Source organism: Nocardioides pollutisoli, assembly GCF_040045055.1.
GTDB lineage: Bacteria > Actinomycetota > Actinomycetes > Propionibacteriales > Nocardioidaceae > Nocardioides > Nocardioides tweenelious.
On the sequence record NZ_JBDZDU010000001.1, the window covers coordinates 2,697,936 to 2,715,984 of the forward strand.

Annotated in this window: 17 protein-coding genes; 13 read left to right on the forward strand and 4 right to left on the reverse strand. The window is 70.7% G+C overall.

Features of this window, described 5'->3' with window-relative positions; translation table 11 throughout:
- The first annotated feature begins 3 nt into the window (after positions 1–3).
- A complete protein-coding gene (locus ABLE68_RS13160; protein ID WP_348871894.1) occupies positions 4–813 on the forward strand; it encodes a thioesterase family protein in 810 nt (269 codons plus the stop codon).
- Here ABLE68_RS13160 and ABLE68_RS13165 read toward each other — a convergent pair.
- Positions 806–2,425: a hypothetical protein gene (locus ABLE68_RS13165; RefSeq protein WP_348871895.1), complete on the reverse strand. Its 1,620-nt coding sequence runs from the start codon at positions 2,423–2,425 to the stop codon at positions 806–808. The genes ABLE68_RS13160 and ABLE68_RS13165 overlap by 8 nt on opposite strands.
- Positions 2,426–2,654: 229 nt before the next feature.
- Between ABLE68_RS13165 and ABLE68_RS13170 the strand changes: the two genes are divergently transcribed.
- The 9 genes from ABLE68_RS13170 to ABLE68_RS13210 all read left to right on the forward strand — a co-directional run bounded on the left by ABLE68_RS13170 (position 2,655) and on the right by ABLE68_RS13210 (position 12,270).
- Positions 2,655–5,300 carry an Ig-like domain-containing protein gene (locus tag ABLE68_RS13170; protein ID WP_348871897.1) on the forward strand — a complete coding sequence of 882 codons (2,646 nt, stop codon included), beginning with the start codon at positions 2,655–2,657 and terminating at the stop codon, positions 5,298–5,300.
- A 363-nt stretch (positions 5,301–5,663) separates the two neighbouring features.
- Positions 5,664–6,053 carry a (deoxy)nucleoside triphosphate pyrophosphohydrolase gene (locus ABLE68_RS13175; protein WP_348871898.1) on the forward strand — a complete coding sequence of 130 codons (390 nt, stop codon included), beginning with the start codon at positions 5,664–5,666 and terminating at the stop codon, positions 6,051–6,053.
- 7 nt (positions 6,054–6,060) lie between these two features.
- The gene (locus ABLE68_RS13180) at positions 6,061–6,342 is read left to right on the forward strand and encodes a hypothetical protein (RefSeq protein WP_348871899.1); all 282 of its coding nucleotides are present in this window, start codon (positions 6,061–6,063) and stop codon (positions 6,340–6,342) included.
- A gap of 99 nt (positions 6,343–6,441) precedes the next feature.
- Complete coding sequence (gene mshB / locus ABLE68_RS13185) at positions 6,442–7,350, forward strand: N-acetyl-1-D-myo-inositol-2-amino-2-deoxy-alpha-D-glucopyranoside deacetylase (RefSeq protein WP_348871901.1); 909 nt, start codon at positions 6,442–6,444, stop codon at positions 7,348–7,350.
- A 10-nt stretch (positions 7,351–7,360) separates the two neighbouring features.
- Complete coding sequence (locus ABLE68_RS13190) at positions 7,361–7,684, forward strand: hypothetical protein (RefSeq protein WP_348871902.1); 324 nt, start codon at positions 7,361–7,363, stop codon at positions 7,682–7,684.
- 9 nt (positions 7,685–7,693) lie between these two features.
- Positions 7,694–9,418, forward strand: a complete 1,725-nt coding sequence (locus ABLE68_RS13195) for a VanW family protein (RefSeq protein WP_348871904.1) — start codon at positions 7,694–7,696, stop codon at positions 9,416–9,418.
- A gap of 138 nt (positions 9,419–9,556) precedes the next feature.
- Positions 9,557–10,396, forward strand: coding sequence for a lipase family alpha/beta hydrolase (locus ABLE68_RS13200; RefSeq protein ID WP_348871905.1), 840 nt, complete (start codon positions 9,557–9,559; stop codon positions 10,394–10,396).
- A 96-nt stretch (positions 10,397–10,492) separates the two neighbouring features.
- Entirely contained in the window at positions 10,493–11,512 is a 1,020-nt protein-coding gene (locus tag ABLE68_RS13205; RefSeq protein WP_348871907.1) for a glucose 1-dehydrogenase, read from the forward strand.
- A 5-nt stretch (positions 11,513–11,517) separates the two neighbouring features.
- On the forward strand, positions 11,518–12,270 hold the full coding sequence (locus ABLE68_RS13210) for a ZIP family metal transporter (protein ID WP_348871908.1): 753 nt from the start codon (positions 11,518–11,520) through the stop codon (positions 12,268–12,270).
- On the opposite strand, the gene ABLE68_RS13215 is transcribed toward ABLE68_RS13210, so the two are convergent.
- The gene (locus tag ABLE68_RS13215; protein WP_348871909.1) at positions 12,248–13,435 is read right to left on the reverse strand and encodes an AGE family epimerase/isomerase; all 1,188 of its coding nucleotides are present in this window, start codon (positions 13,433–13,435) and stop codon (positions 12,248–12,250) included. The genes ABLE68_RS13210 and ABLE68_RS13215 overlap by 23 nt on opposite strands.
- 34 nt (positions 13,436–13,469) lie before the next feature.
- On the opposite strand from ABLE68_RS13215, the gene ABLE68_RS13220 reads away from it, so the two are divergent.
- Entirely contained in the window at positions 13,470–14,450 is a 981-nt protein-coding gene (locus ABLE68_RS13220; protein WP_348871910.1) for a DUF389 domain-containing protein, read from the forward strand.
- Here ABLE68_RS13220 and ABLE68_RS13225 read toward each other — a convergent pair.
- Complete coding sequence (locus tag ABLE68_RS13225) at positions 14,417–15,277, reverse strand: GNAT family N-acetyltransferase (protein ID WP_348871912.1); 861 nt, start codon at positions 15,275–15,277, stop codon at positions 14,417–14,419. The genes ABLE68_RS13220 and ABLE68_RS13225 overlap by 34 nt on opposite strands.
- 113 nt (positions 15,278–15,390) lie before the next feature.
- On the opposite strand from ABLE68_RS13225, the gene fdxA reads away from it, so the two are divergent.
- Positions 15,391–15,717: a ferredoxin gene (gene fdxA / locus ABLE68_RS13230; protein WP_348871913.1), complete on the forward strand. Its 327-nt coding sequence runs from the start codon at positions 15,391–15,393 to the stop codon at positions 15,715–15,717.
- Between the two features lie 44 nt (positions 15,718–15,761).
- Entirely contained in the window at positions 15,762–16,814 is a 1,053-nt protein-coding gene (gene dapC, locus ABLE68_RS13235) for a succinyldiaminopimelate transaminase (RefSeq protein WP_348871914.1), read from the forward strand.
- Here dapC and ABLE68_RS13240 read toward each other — a convergent pair.
- Positions 16,795–18,045 carry a calcium-binding protein gene (locus tag ABLE68_RS13240; RefSeq protein ID WP_348871916.1) on the reverse strand — a complete coding sequence of 417 codons (1,251 nt, stop codon included), beginning with the start codon at positions 18,043–18,045 and terminating at the stop codon, positions 16,795–16,797. The two genes, dapC and ABLE68_RS13240, sit on opposite strands and share 20 nt — an antisense overlap.
- Positions 18,046–18,049: the final 4 nt, after the last annotated feature.

Consider the following 18,049-nt stretch of genomic DNA (forward strand, 5'->3'; position numbering starts at 1 on the left):
GGGGTGCACGAGTTCGACAGGCAGACCGCGGTCCAGCGCCAGGACGACACCTCCTACACGGCCGACATCTCCGAGGGCTGGGTGGTCGGCGGCGGCGTCAACGGGGGCTACCTGCTCGCCGTGATCGGTACGGCGCTGAAGGAGACCCTCCCCGCGAAGCCCGACCCGCTGTCGGTGTCGGCCTACTACCTCGCGGCGGGCGTGCCCGGGCCGGCGACCATCGACGTCGACGTGCTCCGCGAGGGCGGCAGCGTCGCGACCGCGTCCGCCCAGCTGCGGCAGGACGGCACGACCAAGATCACCGCGCTCGCGACGTATGGCGACCTGGACCGGCTCGGCGACGACGTCCGCACGACGGCCGAGGAGCCGCACCTCCCGCCGCCCGACGAGTGCATCCGCAACACGATGTCGCCCGAGGAGGTCCTCGCGATCGCCCCGATGATGGGCCGCTTCGACATGCGCTTCCACCCCGACCACGCCGGCTGGGCGGTCGGGCAGCCGAGCGGGCGCGGCGAGATCTCGGCCTGGTTCCGGCTGACCGACGGTCGCGAGCCCGACCCCGTCGAGCTGCTGATGGTCGTCGACGCGCTGCCGCCTGTGACCTTCGACCTCGGGCTGATGGGCTGGGCGCCGACCCTCGAGCTGACCGCCCACGTGCGCGCCAAGCCCGCGCCGGGCTGGCTCAAGGTCCGCCACGCCACCCGCAACATGGCGGGCGGGATGTTCGAGGAGGACTGCGAGGTCTGGGACTCCGCGGGCCGTCTGGTCGCGCAGAGCCGTCAGCTCGCGCGCCAGCCTCGACCGATCAGCTAGAGACGGCAGGAACGTCGGCGTCGCGGATCGCGGCGCCCTGGTCGACCCACCACTGCGCGCCGCGTTGGGTCTCGGCGTCCTCGGAGTCGGCGAGCGTCTTGATCTCCGGGGAGCCGGCCATGCCGAGGGCGAAGAGGGTCGCGTGCCGCTCCAAGGTCCGGGCGTGGTCGAGCCTGCCGGCGATCTCGGCGCCCTGCTCGTCGGTGACGGGACCGCCGAGGCCGACCGTGACCAGTGCGCGGGAGCGGATCGACGGCCGCGTCTCGACCACGGCGCGGCGTACGACCTCGTCGCGGCGCCCGCCGTCGCCGACCCGCATCAGCACGGTCCAGGCGCGGGCGGCGATCAGGTCGTTGTCGTCGGCGGCCACCGTGAGGAGCCGCCGCGCGGCCGCCGGAGCGTACGGCGACGCCGCGATCAGCAGGGCGGCGTGGTGGCGGCGCGCCTTGTGGGAGTGGAGCAGCGCCTCGCGGAGCAGCCGGCGCAGCATCAGGTCCGGCTCGGGGGCGACGTGGGCCGGGGTGTCGGCCTGGATCGCGGGCGCGAGATCGGCGACCAGGGAGGCGGCGCGAGCCGGGGAGACCAGCTCGCCGTTGCGGCGGGCCTCGACGAGCTGGGCGTAGGCGCGGCGGGTGCGGAGGGCGTGCGACACCCCTTCCCAGGAGTGGTCCGGCAGCCGGACCGCGAGGTCGAAGGCGTCCAGCCGGCCGTCGAGCGACTCACCACGACGCAGCGCGCCGATGACGTGGGACTCGAGCCGGGGGAGCGCGGACTCGTCGAAGTGCCCACGAGCCAGCTTGGTCGCGGCCACCGAGGAGGCGGCGCGGCGGAGGTAGCGGTTGTCGCTGTCGGCCGACAGCATCCGCAGCGTCAGCGCGGCGGCCGCCGGGTCGGGCACCTCGCTGAGGAGGTTGAGCACAGGGGCCACGACCTGGGTGTCGGGGTTGGTCACGAAGTGGCCGACCGCCATGGTGAGGTGGCGCCGGGCGTTGGGGTGGCGGATGAAGGCGGCCGCGGACTCGTAGCGACGTACGTAGCCGGGACCGACCGCCGACCCGAGCTCGGTCACCAGCCGCTGGCACAGCCGGGTCCAGTCCTGCTCGCGCAGGAAGACGCGGTCGAACCGGCCGAAGTGGTCGGCGAGCCGCAGCCAGTCCGCGCCGGTCGCCTCGCCCGCGTCAGCGAGGTCGAGCAGCCGGTTGAGCTCGTGGTCGGGCATCTCGTCGTCGCGCAACGCGTTCTCGCGGGGGGTCGGACCGGTGCCGAAGGCCCGTCGCAGCCCGGCCGCCACCGAGACCAGTGAGCTCTCGGGCAGACCGAGCACGCTCTCGTACGTCGCTGCCACCCGCGCGGGCAACGGCTGGAGGCCGGACTCCCACCGCGAAACGCGCGAGTTGTCGACGGGAATGCCGCGGTCCTTGAGGGCGGCGATGAAGCCGTCGCGGCGGGCCAGGCTCGGGTCGGAGCCGAGGACCCGGGCGGTCGTGACAAGCCATGCGATGCGCTGGTCGCACCCCACCTGCCCGGATGAGAGGGTGTGTGGATCCTCGGGGAGTCGCTGCGGACGGCCACGGCGCCGTGCGCCGTCGCCCTGAGCGTGTGCGACTGTCATGCATCCCCCGATGGGTCGGCAGTCTTATAGGTCCTCCCGAGCTCTCGGTAACCATTTATTGCAGGTTTGGAACCGACCCGCAAGAAACGCCACGTGACCCGGACCTCATCCCCTAGGCTGCCGCTCGGCGCTGGAGATCCGTCTCCATGCCCGACACGAGGCTCTCGGGCCTCATGTAAGGAGCGGGGACACACTTGCCCCGCTCATTCACTCCGGAAGGAAATTCAGCATGATTAGCAGCGGCACTAAGCGGGGACTGGCGGCAGCCGCCGTCTCCGCCATGGCGGTAGCGGGTCTCCCGTTCCTCGCCTCCTCGGCCTCGGCAGCCGTCGACCCGGCGATGCAGCTGGCCTACGTGGGCCCGACCCGCGACGCCGGCACCTACGGCGGTCTCGTCATCGTCAAGGTGAAGGGCATCTCGTCGTCCGAGCTCGCCACCCACACGAAGGTCGCTGGTTCGAACCTCACCAGCTCGGCCTCGAACGGCAACCAGACGATTGGCAGCCCGACTCTCGTCGGCTTCGAGTCTGATGACGCCACCAACCGCTTCGGCGGTGCGGACGGTTGGGACGAGGCGTACTACATCGTTCCCGTCGACACCACCAGCGTTGGCGACTCGTTCGCGTACGCCCTGTACGACGACGTTGACGGCAACGGCACGGCGGGCACCCCGGACGTCGACACCAACGACCAGCGCGTGCAGGTGACCGGCAAGACCACCGGCGCACCGACCTCGATGGCGATCTCGCCGGCGAAGCAGACCGCGCCTGAGGGCATCGACAGTGGCGACTACACCCTCACGCTCAAGGACAGCAGCGGTAACGTAACCCAGTTGTCCGGTACCGAGGCTGTGGCTCTCAGCGGCTCGGGTGGCACCACGATCACCGAGACCGAGGACAACGCCACCGACAACAGCACCATCACCGGTCCTGAGGCGCTCAACGGCACGGCGACTTTTACCGCCAACAACGCCGACGCCGACCTCTACACGATCACGGCTGCGGCCTCTGGCTTCACGTCCGCCAACGCCACCGCGCAGCTCGACGTCACCGCTGCGGCCACCGGAATCTCGGAGTCGCAGATCGACATCGTCACCGGCAAGGACGCGTGGGACGGCTTCGGCGGTGGCCCGAACTACACCCTCGGCGACACCGTTCCGGTTCGCGTGGACCAGCAGTCCGTCACGGTCAACTTCAAGACGACCGCGGCGAACGCCGGCAAGACGGTCATCGTGAACGTCAGCGGCAACGGCGGCGACGTCACCTTCGGTGGCAAGGACACAAAGTCGTTCACGACGGTTCTGGACAGCAACGGCGCGGGCTCGATCACCATCACCCCTGACGCCGGGACTATCTCGACCAACGACTGGATGGACATCACCAGCCCGTCGGTCGCTGGCGGCGACATCGCCTGGATCCAGTGGCAGAACCCGTCCCTGGACGACGTCGTGACCAACGCCGACACGTACGTGTCGGCCTACGGTGGCTCGGTGTCTGTCACGGCCAAGGCCGTGGACCAGTTCGGTGACCCGATCTCTGGTGTCTACCTCGCTGTTCGCCGCACCGGCGGCGCCAACGAAGACGCAGCCCCCGGCGCCAAGAAGGCCACCGGTGCGGACGGTACGGCGACGTTCACGCTGACCGACTCCAAGGCAACGGCCGCGTCGCACAACCCCGACGTCATCACCATCTACAGCTACAGCGACCCGAACGCCGCCCCCGGCAACTGGGACGACAGCTGGAGTGGTGGGCAGGTCGTGTACACGGCCGACGGTATGGGTGCCGACTACACCCTGTACAACGACGCCTTCAACACCGAGGCAGCCGCGTACGACCCGTCGCTCAACCCGATCCTCCCGCTCACGGACGCTGACGCGAACCTGGCGACCGAGTACAACCAGATCGGCATCTCGGGCGGCACGCCCGGCGCGCCGGTCTCCGTCTCGGCCACCAACGGTGCGCTGATCCTCAAGAACGGCGAGGAGCTGCTCAAGGACGCGTCCGCTTCGGACACGGGCACGATCGGTGACAGCTTCTACGTCATCGGCACCAAGACCGGCCTCACCACGGTCACGGTCACCAGCGGCGGCCGCACCAAGACGACCACCATGCTCGTCAAGGCTGCGACCAACAACCTGTCCACCGCGCGCAACGTCTCCGTGACCGGTCCCGACCGGATCCTCGGCGGCGACACCTCGACGTTCGTGGTCACGGTCACCGATGCCTTCGGCAACCCGGTCCCGAACCGCAGCGTCAACGACCTCGCCATCTCGGTGACGGGTCCGGCCAGCCTGCAGGACAGCGACACCGCGACCGACGCAAATGGCCAGCTGAAGCTGACCGTCCGCGCGGACAACGACGCTGACTCGCCCATTGGAGTCCGCGTGCGGGCTCTCGTCGACGGTGACCAGTTCGGTGCCCTGGAGAACAACAAGCTCGGTACCGACGCTGCTGGTGCGAACACTGCGCCTGGCCTCACCGCCTCGGTGCAGAACGCGCTCGTCAGCGTCACCGACGTCGTCAACATCGCGGCCCTGCAGAAGGCCGTGGATGATGCACAGGCTGCTGTGGATCTCGCTCAGAACAACCTCGACAACGCCAAGGGTGACCTGAGCGTTGCGAAGACTGAGCAGAAGGTTGCCAAGAAGGACGTCAAGCAGGCCAAGAAGGCTCTCAAGAAGGCGAAGAAGCACCACAAGGGTGTCGACAACGCCAAGAAGAACCTGAACGAGGCCAAGGGCGCCAAGCAGATCGCTGACTCCAAGGTGAAGGCGGCCCAGAAGAAGGTCGACAACGCCAAGGAGACCCTGGCTGCCAAGCAGGCCGACCTGGCTGCTGCTCAGAAGGCCCTCGAGGACGCTCAGAGCGACAGCTGATTCCGCTCGGGCGTGAGCCCACGGGATCACCTGTAGTTCCCTGACGAGGGAGGCCCCCGGACTTCGGTCCGGGGGACCTCCCGGGTCACAGTCTTCAAGTCTCAGATCTTCACGGGCGGGCTCTCAGCCAGATGAGTGACTGTCTGGGGGCCCCGCTCTTCCGGGGGCGCTGCTCCCGCAACCCCCGTGTTGCACAACTGAACAACAAAGTCGGGACACACAGACGCGGTCCGGGCCATTCTCTGTTTGCCGCTGCGCGAGAATGGTCCGGACCGCCTGTCTCACCCTAGGGCATCGAGTTCGATGATCTAGGCAACCGAGTGCCACTTCGTGGCACTCGGTTTTGCGCTTGGATGGGGCCCTATGAAGCCCTCCGCGACCGCTGCCGTCGTCGGCGCTGCCATCGTCCGCGACGGCCGCGTGCTGGCGGCGCGACGTACGTCCCCGCCGGAGAGCGCCGGACGCTGGGAGTTCCCCGGCGGCAAGGTCGAGTCGGGCGAGACATCCGATGCAGCCCTGGTGCGCGAGATCCGTGAGGAGCTCGGGTGCATGGTCGCGATCGACGGGTGGTTGCCCGGCGCGGTCGCCATCGGCGGCAGCTACTCGCTGACCGTCGCGGTGGCGCGGATCGTCGCCGGTGACCCATCACCGCACGAGCACGACGCGGTGCGCTGGCTCGCCGCCGACGAGCTGGACGACGTCGACTGGCTCGACGCTGACCGGCCGTTCCTCGCCCACCTCGACCTGGGATGATCGAGCAGTGCGAGGCATCTTCTTCGACGAGGACGACGCCCGGGCCGTCGTCGCCCGGCTGACGGTGGACGGCTACGACGCGCACGCCACGCGCGAGAGGCTCGCGGGCGAGGACGACGACGAGGACCACCCGTGGGCGGTGCTGAGTGATGCGCCCGCCCTGGTGCTCGAGCTCCTCGTCGAGGAGTACGACGGGTGGCTCGACGCTGGGGATCTCGACAGGCTCGATCAGCGAGATGTTGCCCCGCTCGAACTTCCTACCGAGCCGCGGAAGATCAAGCGGCTCTAGGTGGTTGAGGTCGACGTATGGCTGCGGGGGTTTCGAGACAGGCGCTAGCGCGCCTTCCTCAACCACCGGTGGCCGCGACCCCGACCCTAGGATTCCCTCATGACGTCTGACCAGCGCCTCCTGCTCGTCCACGCCCACCCCGACGACGAGTGCATCGGCAACGGGGCGACGATGGCCAAGTACGTCGCCGAGGGCCGGCACGTCACGTTGGTGACCTGCACGGCAGGGGAGATGGGCGAGATCCTGGTCCCCGAGCTCGAGCACCTCGCGGCCGACAAGGAGGACCGCCTCGGCGAGCACCGCAAGGGCGAGATCGCCGACGCGATGAAGATCCTCGGCGTCACCGACCACCGGTGGCTCGGCGGCTTCGGCCGCTTCCGCGACTCCGGCATGAAGTGGCACGAGGACGGCTACGCGATCGCAGCCGACGACGTGCACGACAACGCCTTCGCGAAGGCCGACCTGACGGTCGCCGCCGACGAGCTCGTCCAGATCATCCGCGAGGTGCAGCCGCAGGTGCTCGCGACGTACGACCCGTTCGGCGGCTACGGCCACCCGGACCACATCCAGGCCCACCGGGTCGCCATGTACGCCGCTCAGCTCGCCGCTGTGCCGTCCTACCGCAAGGACCTGGGCGCGCCGTGGGAGATCGCGAAGATCTACTGGAACGCGATGTCCGAGAGCCGGATGCGCGCCGGCCTGCGGGCGCTGCGCGACGCCGGTGACTCCACCAGCTTCGAGGGCATGGACCCCGACGGGCAGCTGCCGCCGTTCGTCACCGCCGACGAGAACCTCGCCGCCGCGATCGACGCCCAGGACCACGTCGAGCAGAAGCTCGACGCGCTGCGTGCCTACCCGACCCAGGTCACGACCGACGGGCCGTTCTTCGCGCTCTCCAACAACGTCGGCACCACCGCCTGGGGCATCGAGTACTACCGGATCGTCAAGGGCGAGCTCGGCCCCCTCGGCGAGGACGGGCTCGAGACCGACCTCTTCGCCGGGCTCTGAGCCGGGACCGGTGAAGTACGTCGCGGCCCTCGGCCTGCTGGTCGTCGGGGCCGGGACGGCGATCGCCTCGGTCGCGCTCCACGAGCTGGTCTGGGGCTTCGTCCTCATGGCAGCGACGACGGCCGTCACGGTGCGCGCGCTCCGGCCCGGACTGCTGCGGCTCGCCTTCGTGGTCGGCTGGGTCGCGACGGTCGGGTGGCTCACCGTGCCGCGCCCGGAGGGCGACTACCTCATCTCCCAGGACTGGCAGGGCTACGCGCTGCTCGCCCTCGGCCTGGTGATTCTCGTCGTCGGGGTCGCGACCATCCCACGACCGACACCAGCCTCTCCCTAGGATGACCGCGTGACCCAGCAGCGCGAGTCCGAGGGCGGCAAGGTCGTCCTGCTGATGTTGGGCGGCTTGCTGCTCCTGCTCGCGGCCGGGTACGCCGCGGCGTACTTCCTCGCCGGCGACAAGGTCCCGCGAGGTACGACGATCGCCGGTGTCGAGGTGGGCGGGATGACCCAGGCCCAGGCCCGGTCCGCGCTCGAGGACGGTCTGGCCGCGCGGGTCGACCGGCCGGTCACCGTCGTGCGCGACGGGCAGACCACGACGATCACACCGGCAGATGCCGGGCTGTCGGTCGACTACGACGCCTCGGTCGCCGATGCCGGCGGGGAGGCGAGCTGGGAGCCCGGCCGGCTGTGGACCTACTTCACGGGCGGCGACGACCGCGACGCGGTCGTCGACGTCGACGAGCCGACGTTCGACGCGGCCCTGGACACCCTGTCCGACCAGGTCGGCACGGAACCTCGGGACGGCGCCGTGAAGTTCAAGGACGGTCAGGTCGTCACCGTCGCGGCCCGTCCCGGTGAGGGCTTCGACCCCGAGGCCGCGCGGACGGCGATCCTGGACGCCTACCTGGCCGAGGACGCCGAGGACCTGGAGCTCCCGGTCGTCGCCACCCAGCCAGACATCGACGACGCCGCGGTGCAGGCCGCGGTCGACGACTTCGCCAACCCGGCGCTGTCCGGGCCGGTCACGCTGGTGTTCGGCGACTCGCCGGTGCAGCTCGCGCCCCGGGACTACGCCGACGTGCTGGCGATGCGGGCCGAGGGCGGCCAGCTCGTGCCCGACCTGGACGCCGACGCGCTCGCCGACCTGGTCGACGAGGGCGTCAGCGACAGCGGCAAGCCGGTCGACGCCACGGTCGCACTGGTGCGTGGCAAGCCGAAGGTCGTCCCGGCCAAGCCGGGCGTCACCTACGACCCGGCCGACGTCGAGGACGCGTTCCTCGAGCTGGTGACCAGGCCCGAGGGCGAGCGGGAGATGCAGGTCGAGGCCACGGTCGACGAGCCGGAGTTCACGACGGCCGACGCGAAGGCCCTCGGCATCACGGAGCAGGTCTCGACGTTCACGACCTACTACCCCTACGCGGAGTACCGCAACATCAACATCGGCCGTGCCGCCGAGATCGTCGACGGCACCGTCCTCAAGCCCGGCGACACCTTCTCGCTCAACGACATCGTCGGCGAGCGCACCCGCGAGAACGGCTTCACCGAGGGCTTCATCATCAGCAACGGGATCTTCGCCGAGGACCTCGGCGGCGGCGTCTCGCAGATGGCGACCACGACCTTCAACGCGATGTTCTTCGCGGGCCTCGAGGACGTCGAGCACAAGCCGCACTCGTTCTACATCGACCGCTACCCCGTCGGCCGGGAGGCCACCGTGGCCTGGGGATCCGTCGACCTGCGTTTCAAGGACGACACGCCGTACGGCGTCCTCATCTCGGCGCACGTCACGCCGGCCACGCCATCCACCCAGGGCGTCGTGACCGTCTCGATGTACTCCACCAAGGTCTGGGACATCACGAGCACGACCTCCGACCGCTACAACTTCCGGGCGCCCGCGACCCGCACGCTGACGACGGCCAGCTGCTACCCCAACACCGGGTACGACGGCTTCGACGTCGACGTGACCCGCACCTTCCGCAAGCACGGGTCCGACACGGTCGACCACACCGAGAAGATGCACACGAGCTACACCGCCGCCGACACGGTGATCTGCAAGCCGCCCTCCGGTGGTTGAGGGGTCTCGATACGCCGCCTCGTTCCTCGGCGGCTACTCGACCAACGAAGCTCGTTGGTCGAGTAGCGAGCGCCAGCGAGCGTATCGAGACCCCACCACCGAGCCGTGACTGCGGTCACGACCGCTCGTTGACGGGGCATGCGACTGATCCTCGGTGCCCTGCTCGTGTCGTTCCTCGCGACCCTCGGCCTGACCGCGCCGGCGCACGCGCTGCCGGTGCCGCTGCCGACCTCGCCGTTCGGCCAGCCCACGGGCGCCAACGACTGGAGCTGCGAGCCGACCGCCGCGCGACCGGAGCCGGTGATCCTCGTGCACGGCACCTTCGGCGACAAGAAGAGCCTGCTCGACGACCTCTCCTCGGCGATCGTCGACGAGGGCTTCTGCGTCTTCTCCCTCGACTACGGCAACCGCGGCACCGGCGACATCGTCGAGTCCGCCCGACAGCTCCAGGCGTTCACCGAGAAGGTCCTCGCGGCGACCGGGGCCACGAAGGTCTCGATGGTCGGTCACTCGCAGGGCGGGATGATGCCGCGCTACTACATCAAGTTCCTCGGCGGCGACGCCGTCGTCGACGACCTGGTCGGGCTCTCCCCGTCCAACCACGGCACCGAGATCGTCGGCAGCCCCGACGACCCGTGGACCGGTCTCGTCTGCCCGGCGTGCAGCCAGCAGGCCGCGGGCTCGGCGTTCCTGACCAAGCTCAACGCCGGCGACGAGACGCCCGGCGACGTGAGCTACACCCAGATCAGCACGAAGTACGACGAGGTCGTCGTGCCCTACACGTCGGCGTTCCTGGCCGACGGCCCGCGCACCACCAACGTCACGATCCAGGACTCCTGCCCGACCGACACGGCCGAGCACATCCGCATCCCGACGAGCCGCACCGCCATCCAGTGGGCACTCGACGCGCTGACGCACGACGGACCCGCGCGCCCGGACTTCGTGCCCTCCTGCGGCGCCGGCCTGCCGGGCGCCTGAAGCGTCCTTCCGGGACACTCAGGCATCGCGGACCGGAGGATCGGGTAGTGGCGAGGAATGCGCGCACTCACGGTGGAGCCAGGGACAGCCGGATCCGTGACTGTGGAGGACGCGCCGGAACCTGAACCTCAGGACGGGGATCTGGTCGTCAGTGGTCTCGCGATCGGGGTCTGCGGAACCGACCGGGAGATCGCCGGCGGACACTACGGCTGGGCACCGCCGGGACGCGAGCGGCTCGTCCTCGGCCACGAGTCGCTGGGGCGGGTCCGTCAAGCACCCGAGGGAAGCGGCTTCTCGCCCGGCGACCTCGTCGCGGGCGTGGTACGACGACCCGACCCGGAGCCCTGCGGCGCCTGCGCCCACGGCGAGTGGGACATGTGCCGCAATGGTCGCTACACCGAGCGCGGCATCAAGGAGCTCGACGGTTACGGCAGCGAGACCTGGACGGTGTCCTCAGCGTTCGCCGTGAAGGTGGCCTCGCAGCTCGGTCTGGCCGGGGTGCTGACCGAGCCGACCAGCGTGGTCGCCAAGGCCTGGGAGCAGGTCGACCGCGTCGGCGGCCGCGCCTGGTTCGAGCCGGAGACGGTGCTCGTCACCGGTGCCGGCCCGATCGGGCTCCTCGCCGCGATGATCGGGGTGCAGCGCGGGCTCGACGTACATGTGCTCGACCGGGTGACCGACGGGCCCAAGCCCGACCTCGTCCACGATCTCGGCGCGACCTACCACCACACCGACGTCGGTGACGTCGTCCGACGGACCCGCGCGGACGTCGTGATCGAGGCGACCGGTGTCGGACAGGTCATCGTCGACGCCATCGGTGCGACCGGGTCCTACGGCATCGTCTGCCTGACCGGGGTGTCATCGCGAGGTCATCGCCTGCGCATCGACGCCGGCGGGCTCAACCGCGAGATCGTGCTCGACAACGCCGCGGTGGTCGGCTCCGTCAACGCCAACCTGCGCCACTATCGAGCTGCAGCCGACGCGCTCGACGGTGCCGACCAGGCCTGGTTGCGGCGGCTGATCACCACCACCGTCCCGCTGGAGGATGCGGCGTCGGTGTTCGGCGGGTCGTCGGACCACGACGTCAAGGTCGTCATCACCCTCGGTGAGGAGTAGCGCCCATGCCTGTGTGGTTGGAAGCCGGGCTCTGGGGCCTGCTCGCCGGAGGCGCACTGGTGGTGGGCGCGCTCGTCGCCTGGTTCGTCGCGGTGCCACGCGTCATCGTCGCCTCGGTGATGGCGTTCGGGGCCGGTGTGCTGATCTCGGCGCTGGCCTTCGACCTCGTCGACGAGGCGGAGACCACCGGTGGCCTGACGCCTACCGTCCTCGGGTTCCTCGCCGGCGCGCTCGTGTACGTCGCCGCGAACGTCGTCCTGGCCCGACGCGGCGCCCGCCACCGGAAGCGGTCCGGCAGCGAGCAGCCGTCCGAGGACGAGCAGCAGGGCAGTGGCGCCGCCATCGCCATCGGGGCGCTCCTCGACGGCATCCCGGAGTCCGTGGTCCTCGGCCTGTCCCTTCTCGGCGGCGGTGGGGTCGGCATCCCGGTGCTGGCGGCGATCTTCATCTCCAACCTGCCCGAAGGTCTGTCCAGCGCCGCTGGCATGAAGCGCAAGGGCAGGAGTGCTGCCTATGTGTTCGGTGTCTGGGGCGGCATCGCCGTCGTCAGCGGACTCGCCGGTCTGCTCGGGTGTCTTCTGCTGCAGGGTGCCTCGACGACCACGATCGCCGCGATCACCGCCGTCGCCGCCGGCGCGATCTTGACCATGATCGCCGACACGATGATCCCGGAGGCCTTCGAGCGCACGCACCTCTACTCCGGCCTGATCGCGACCGTCGGGTTCCTCAGTGCATTCACCATCTCGCGTGCCGGCTGACCGCACCCTCGGCGAGCGCGGTGGCCAGCGGGGGCGCGACCGGAAGCCGCGGGAACAGCGTGGCCTGGTAGGCGTGGTAGACGTCCGGCTTGCCCGCCCAGGTGCCGGCCGCGGGCTGGTTGTCCGGGCCGAGCTCGTGGTGCCAGGAGCCGCCAACCCGGTCGACCAGGTAGCGCTCGGCGTACGACCACCACACCGCGTGGCAGACGGCGTACGCCCGGTCCCCGGTCACCGTGTGCAGCGTCGACGCGGCGGCCAGCGCCTCCGTGACGACCCAGTGCATCCGCTGACGCACGACCGGCGTGCCGTCCCAGTCGACGGTGTAGACGAAGCCCGCCGCACCATCGACCGCCCACCCCTCGCGGATGCCCGCGTCGAAGAGCGCCTGGGCGTCGTGGAGCATCCAGTCGGGCGCTGCGTCGCCGAGCCCCGCACGCAGTGAGAGCGTCAGCCGGGCCCACTCGAACCAGTGGCCGATCGTCGCGCCGTACGGACGGAACGGGTGCGCCGGCTCGTCGCGGTGGTAGTCGGGCAGCGGTGTCCAGGACGCGTCGAAGTGCTCGGGGATCCGCCAGTCGTTCGACCGCGCGAAGCCGTGCACGACCCGGCTGACGATCCGCTCGGCGCGCGCGGTGTCGCCGACGGCGAGCAGCGCCTCGACGGTGTGCATGTTGGCGTTGACGCCGCGGTAGTCGTCCAGCGTCGACCAGGACTCGTCCCACTCCTCGACGACCATCCCGGCGTCGTCGTCCCAGAAGTGGGTGTCGAGCACCCGCAACGCCTCGGCGAGCAGCTCGTCCGCACCAGGTCGCCCCGCAGCCGCGGCAGAGGACGCGGCGAGCACCACGAACGCGTGCTCGTACGCCGTCTTGCTGCGCGTCACGGGGCCGTCGGGACCGACCGCGGCGTACCACCCGCCGTGGACCGGGTCCCGGAAGCGACCCTTCAGCGCGGCCACCCCGTGGTCGACCAGCGCGGCCGCCCACGGCTCGCCCTGCAGGTGGGCGAGGGCGAAGACGTGCGTCATCCGGCAGCTGATCCACAGCTCCACCGGACGATCGAGCTGGGGCACCCCGTCATCGCCCAGCCAGGCGAACCCGCCGTCGGGGTGCACGGATCCGCGCGCGAAGGACAAGAGGCGCGCGCCTTCGTCGTCGAGTCTCACGGGAGCAATCATGCACGCGGGTAGCGTGCGGCCCGTGGTCGTCCACTTCCGCCTCACGTCGCCGTCGAACCTCACCGATCGCGTCACGCACGTGCTGCTGGACCGCGCGTGGATCACCAACGTCACCCTCGACCAGGGCGCGTGCCTGCAGCCGGTCGGTGACCTGGTCGAGTGCGACGTCGCTCGCGAGAAGGCCGGCGACGTGCTGACCGAGCTGCAGGGCCTCGGTCTCGCCTCGGTGGGGGGCATCGTCATCACCACGCCGACCGGTGCGCCCTTCGACGCCGCCGACCGGCTCGAGGCCTCGGCGCCCGGCCATCCGGACGACGCGGTGATCTGGGAGGCGGTCGAGGCGCAGGCGGAGGCCGGCGCCATCCCCACGGTGTCCTTCCACGTCTTCCTCGTCCTCGCCGTGGCCCTGGCCGCCGTCGCGGTCATCACCGACTCCGCCGTGCTCGTGGTCGGCGCGATGGTCGTCGGTCCGGAGTACAGCGCGGTCGCGGCGGCCAGCGCCGGCATCGCGCTGGCGCGCTGGGGGCTGACGGCGCGCGGGCTGCGCCTGCTGGTCCTCTCCTTCGCGTTCTCGATCGCGGTGGTCGCCGTCCTCTCGCTGCTGGCGCGCGCCTTCGGCATGGTGGGCGTCGACGAGATCACCCGACCGCGGCCGAACACGGGCTTCATCTGGCACCCGGACCAGTGGTCGTTCGTGATCGCCCTGATCGCCGGCGCCGCCGGCGCCCTCGCACTGGCCCTGTCGAAGACCGCGACCCTGGTCGGCGTCTTCATCAGCGTCACCACGGTCCCTGCCGCCGGCAACCTGGCGCTCGGCCTGGCCTTCTGGGAGCGCACCGAGATCATCGGCTCCGCCGAGCAGCTGGCCATCAACATCTGCGGGATGGTCGTCGCGGGGGCGGTCGTGCTGCTCCTGATGCGCTGGTGCTGGCCGCAGGTGATGGCGGTCTCGGAGCGGTTCTTCGGGCGTCAGGCAGACCTGGGTCGGTCCGGCGACAGGTAGCGGTAGGCGTGGTGGGTGACGAAGCCCAGTCGCTCGTAGAGCGCCAGCGCCGCGGTGTTGTCGGCGAGCACCTGGAGGTAGGCCGTGGTCGCACCGCGTTCCGCGCCCCACTCGAGCAGGGCCGCCATCACCGCCAGCCCGAGCCCCTGACGGCGGTGCTCCGGGGCGACCTCGATGCCCCGGAAGCCCACCCAGTCGCGGTCGTACGCCGCGATCCCGCTGGCCCGGTCGCCCAGTCGCACCGTCACGAGGTCGCCGTCCTCGTCGTACGAGGCCTCCTCGGGGACCGACAGGCCGCGCAGCGCCTGGGAGACCGAGGCGATCTGGAAGAGCGTGTCCGCATCGTGGCTCTCCGCCACCCAGCCGTGCGAGCGGAAGAGCGCGTCCTCGGCCGAGTCGGGCAGCACGGCGGCGATCGGCCGGCCGGTGCGCTCGGCGTACCACCCGACGACGGCGTCGTAGTCGCCCGCGACGCCGGAGGGGTTCATCGCCAGCACCGAGTTGGCCCGCCGGGCCGTCGCGGTGGGGGAGTGCCGCAGCGTCCAGTCGCCCAGCGGCTCGGTCACGAGGTCGGGGAAGAGCGCCAGCCCGCGGGTCTGCGCCTCGGTCGGGCTGACCCGGTGCCGGATCGAGGGACGCGGTGGCACCGGCTTGCCGGACACGATGTCCGCGAGCGCGATCTCGACCGGCGGCCCGGTCTCGGGCTGGACGACGCAGGTCTCGCTACCCCACGCCGTGCACACGCCGAGGAGGTCGGTGAGGGCGGGTCCGCCGCTGGGTCCGGTCTCGCCGCGGACGACCCGACGGACCACTACGCGCTGTCCCACCACGTGCGGTCCCAATGTGTGGGCGTTCACATACTGGGGGTCTGCCGACTGTGCCACGGTCGGGATACTAGGCTGTGCGAAGCATCCGCACCCGTGAGCTTCAGGAGGAACCGGTGACCTACGTCATCTCCCAGCCGTGCGTCGACCTCAAGGACCGCGCGTGTGTTGATGAGTGCCCGGTCGACTGCATCTACGAGGGCAAGCGGATGCTCTACATCCACCCCGACGAGTGCGTCGACTGCGGTGCCTGCGAGCCGGTCTGCCCCGTCGAGGCGATCTTCTACGAGGACGACGTGCCGGAGGAGTCGAAGGGCTACTACGACGCCAACGTCCACTTCTTCGACGACCTCGGCTCGCCCGGTGGCGCCGCCAAGATGGGCGAGATCGACCACGACCACCCGATGATCGCCGCGCTGCCTCCTCAGGAGACCGAGCACTGAGCAGCAAGGTCTCCGCGCGGCTCCCGGACTTTCCCTGGGACCGCTTGGTCGACCACGCTGAACGCGCCCGGGCGCACCCCGACGGCATCGTCGACCTCTCGGTCGGTACGCCCGTCGACCCCACGCCTGCACTGGTGCAGCGCGCGCTCGCCGACGCGGCGGACTCGCCCGGCTACCCGCTCACGGTCGGCCGCGTCGAGACCCGGCAGGCGTGCATCGACTGGCTGGAGCGACGCCACGGCGTCACCGGTCTCGGTCTCGGCGGCGTGCTGCCGGTGATCGGCTCCAAGGAGCTGATCGCCTCGATGCCCGGACACCTCGGCCTGGGTGCGGGCGACCTGATCGTCTACCCCGAGCTCGCCTACCCGACCTACGAGGTCGGGGCCGTCCTCGCCGGTGCCCGCGGGGTCGCCACCGACTCGCTCACGTCGCTGGGGCCGGAGACGCCCGCGCTGCTGTGGCTGAACTCGCCGTCCAACCCGACCGGCCGGGTGCTGCCGCCCGAGCACCTGAAGAAGGTCGTCGACTGGTGCCGCGAGCGCGGCACGGTCCTGGTCTCCGACGAGTGCTATCTCGAGTGCGCCTGGGAGGCGACGCCGGTCTCGGTGCTGCACCCGTCGGTGAGCGGTGGCTCCCACGAGGGCATCCTCGCCGTCCACTCGCTGTCGAAGCGTTCCAACCTCGCGGGCTACCGCACCGCCTTCGTGGCCGGCGACCCGGCTCTGGTGGGCGAGCTGCTCGCCGTACGCAAGAACCTCGGCCTGCAGATGCCCGGCCCTCAGCAGGTCGCGATGGTCGCCGCCCTCGACGACGACGACCACGTCGTCGAGCAGCACGCGCGCTACGCCGCCCGCCGGGCCAAGCTCCGGGAGGCGTTGGAGTCCGCGGGCTTCCGGATCGACCACTCGGAGGCGTCGCTCTACCTGTGGGCGACGCGCGACGAGGACTGCTGGGCGACGGTGTCCTGGTTGGCCGAGCGCGGCATCCTCGTGGCGCCCGGCGAGTTCTACGGCAGGGCCGGCGCTCGCCACGTCCGGGTGGCGTTCACGGCCACCGACGAGCGGGTCGACGCTGCGCTCACCCGGCTCGCCGGCTGAGGATCCGCTCCACCGACCGGATCCGGTCGTGTCCGCCCCACCCGGTCCCGACGTCGTGTCCGTGGCCGCCGTTGATGACGTCGTCCTGGTCGGACCCGAAGACCCGGTCGTCGCCGCCGCGCGCATAGATCCGGACCGGGTCCGAGAAGAAGCCAGCGCTGATCTCGTCGTCACCGTCGGTGCCGTAGACGGTCCAGAGGTCGCCGCCGGGCGATGCGACGTTCTCGAAGTCGTAGAACGGCACCGAGACGTGGTTGTCGCCGTACGTCGCGCGCAGCCGGTCCGCCGCCATGTCGATCGTCCCGGTGACGTGCCGCTGGTAGCGGCCGTGGTCGTCGTCGAAGCTGAGGCCGGCGAGGTAGTCGTGCCCCTTGCCCGCCGAGAGGACCTGGTCGTGGGCCGGCACGATCTCGTCGTTGATGCCGTCGCGGCCCCGGTTGCCGTAGGACCGGTCGGCGCCCTCGCCCGCCTGGATCAGGTCGTTGCCCGAGCCGCCGCGCAGCAGGTCGTCGCCCGCGCTGCCGTTGACGGTGTCGTCTCCCGAGCCGCCGACGAGCGTGTTGTGCGATCGGTCCGGCTCCTCCTGGTAGTGGTCGGCGGCGTCGATCCAGTCGTCACCGCCGGCGCCGTCGATCCAGTCGGAACCGGCGCCGCCGTAGATGTTCTCCGGCTCGTCGGAGCCGACGACGGTGTCGGCGTACGCCGTGCCGGTGAAGGTCGCGACCGGACCGACGATGGTGTCGGTCTCGGGCTCCTCGTCGTTCTTGCTGGTGACGGTGCCGGCCGCGAGATCGGCGACCACACCGTCCGACGCGTGCGCCACGGTGACCGCGTCGACCGATCCCTCGTGGCGCGGGTCGGCGCCCGGCACCAGCGTGTCGTCGTCCGGGCCGCCGTCGAGGGTGTCGCCGTAGTAGACGTAGTAGTCGGTGTCCTCGGCGACCTTCGCGTCGGCCCCGCCGTAGAGCCGGTCCTCGCCGGTGCCACCGCGCAGGACGTCCTGGCCCGGGCCTCCGCAGAGGACGTCGTCGCCGCCGAGGCCGATCAGCACGTCGTCGCCGCCGGCGCCGTCGATCACGTCGGGACCGCTCGTGCCCCGCAGCGTCTCGCTCTTCGACGTGCCGTGGATCGTCGGGGCGGAGCAGGGACCGGCGGCGGCCGACGCGGTTCCGCTGGCGACGAACGACGCGGCGGTGAGGGTGATGGCAGCGAGGATCCGAGAGGCGCCCATCGCG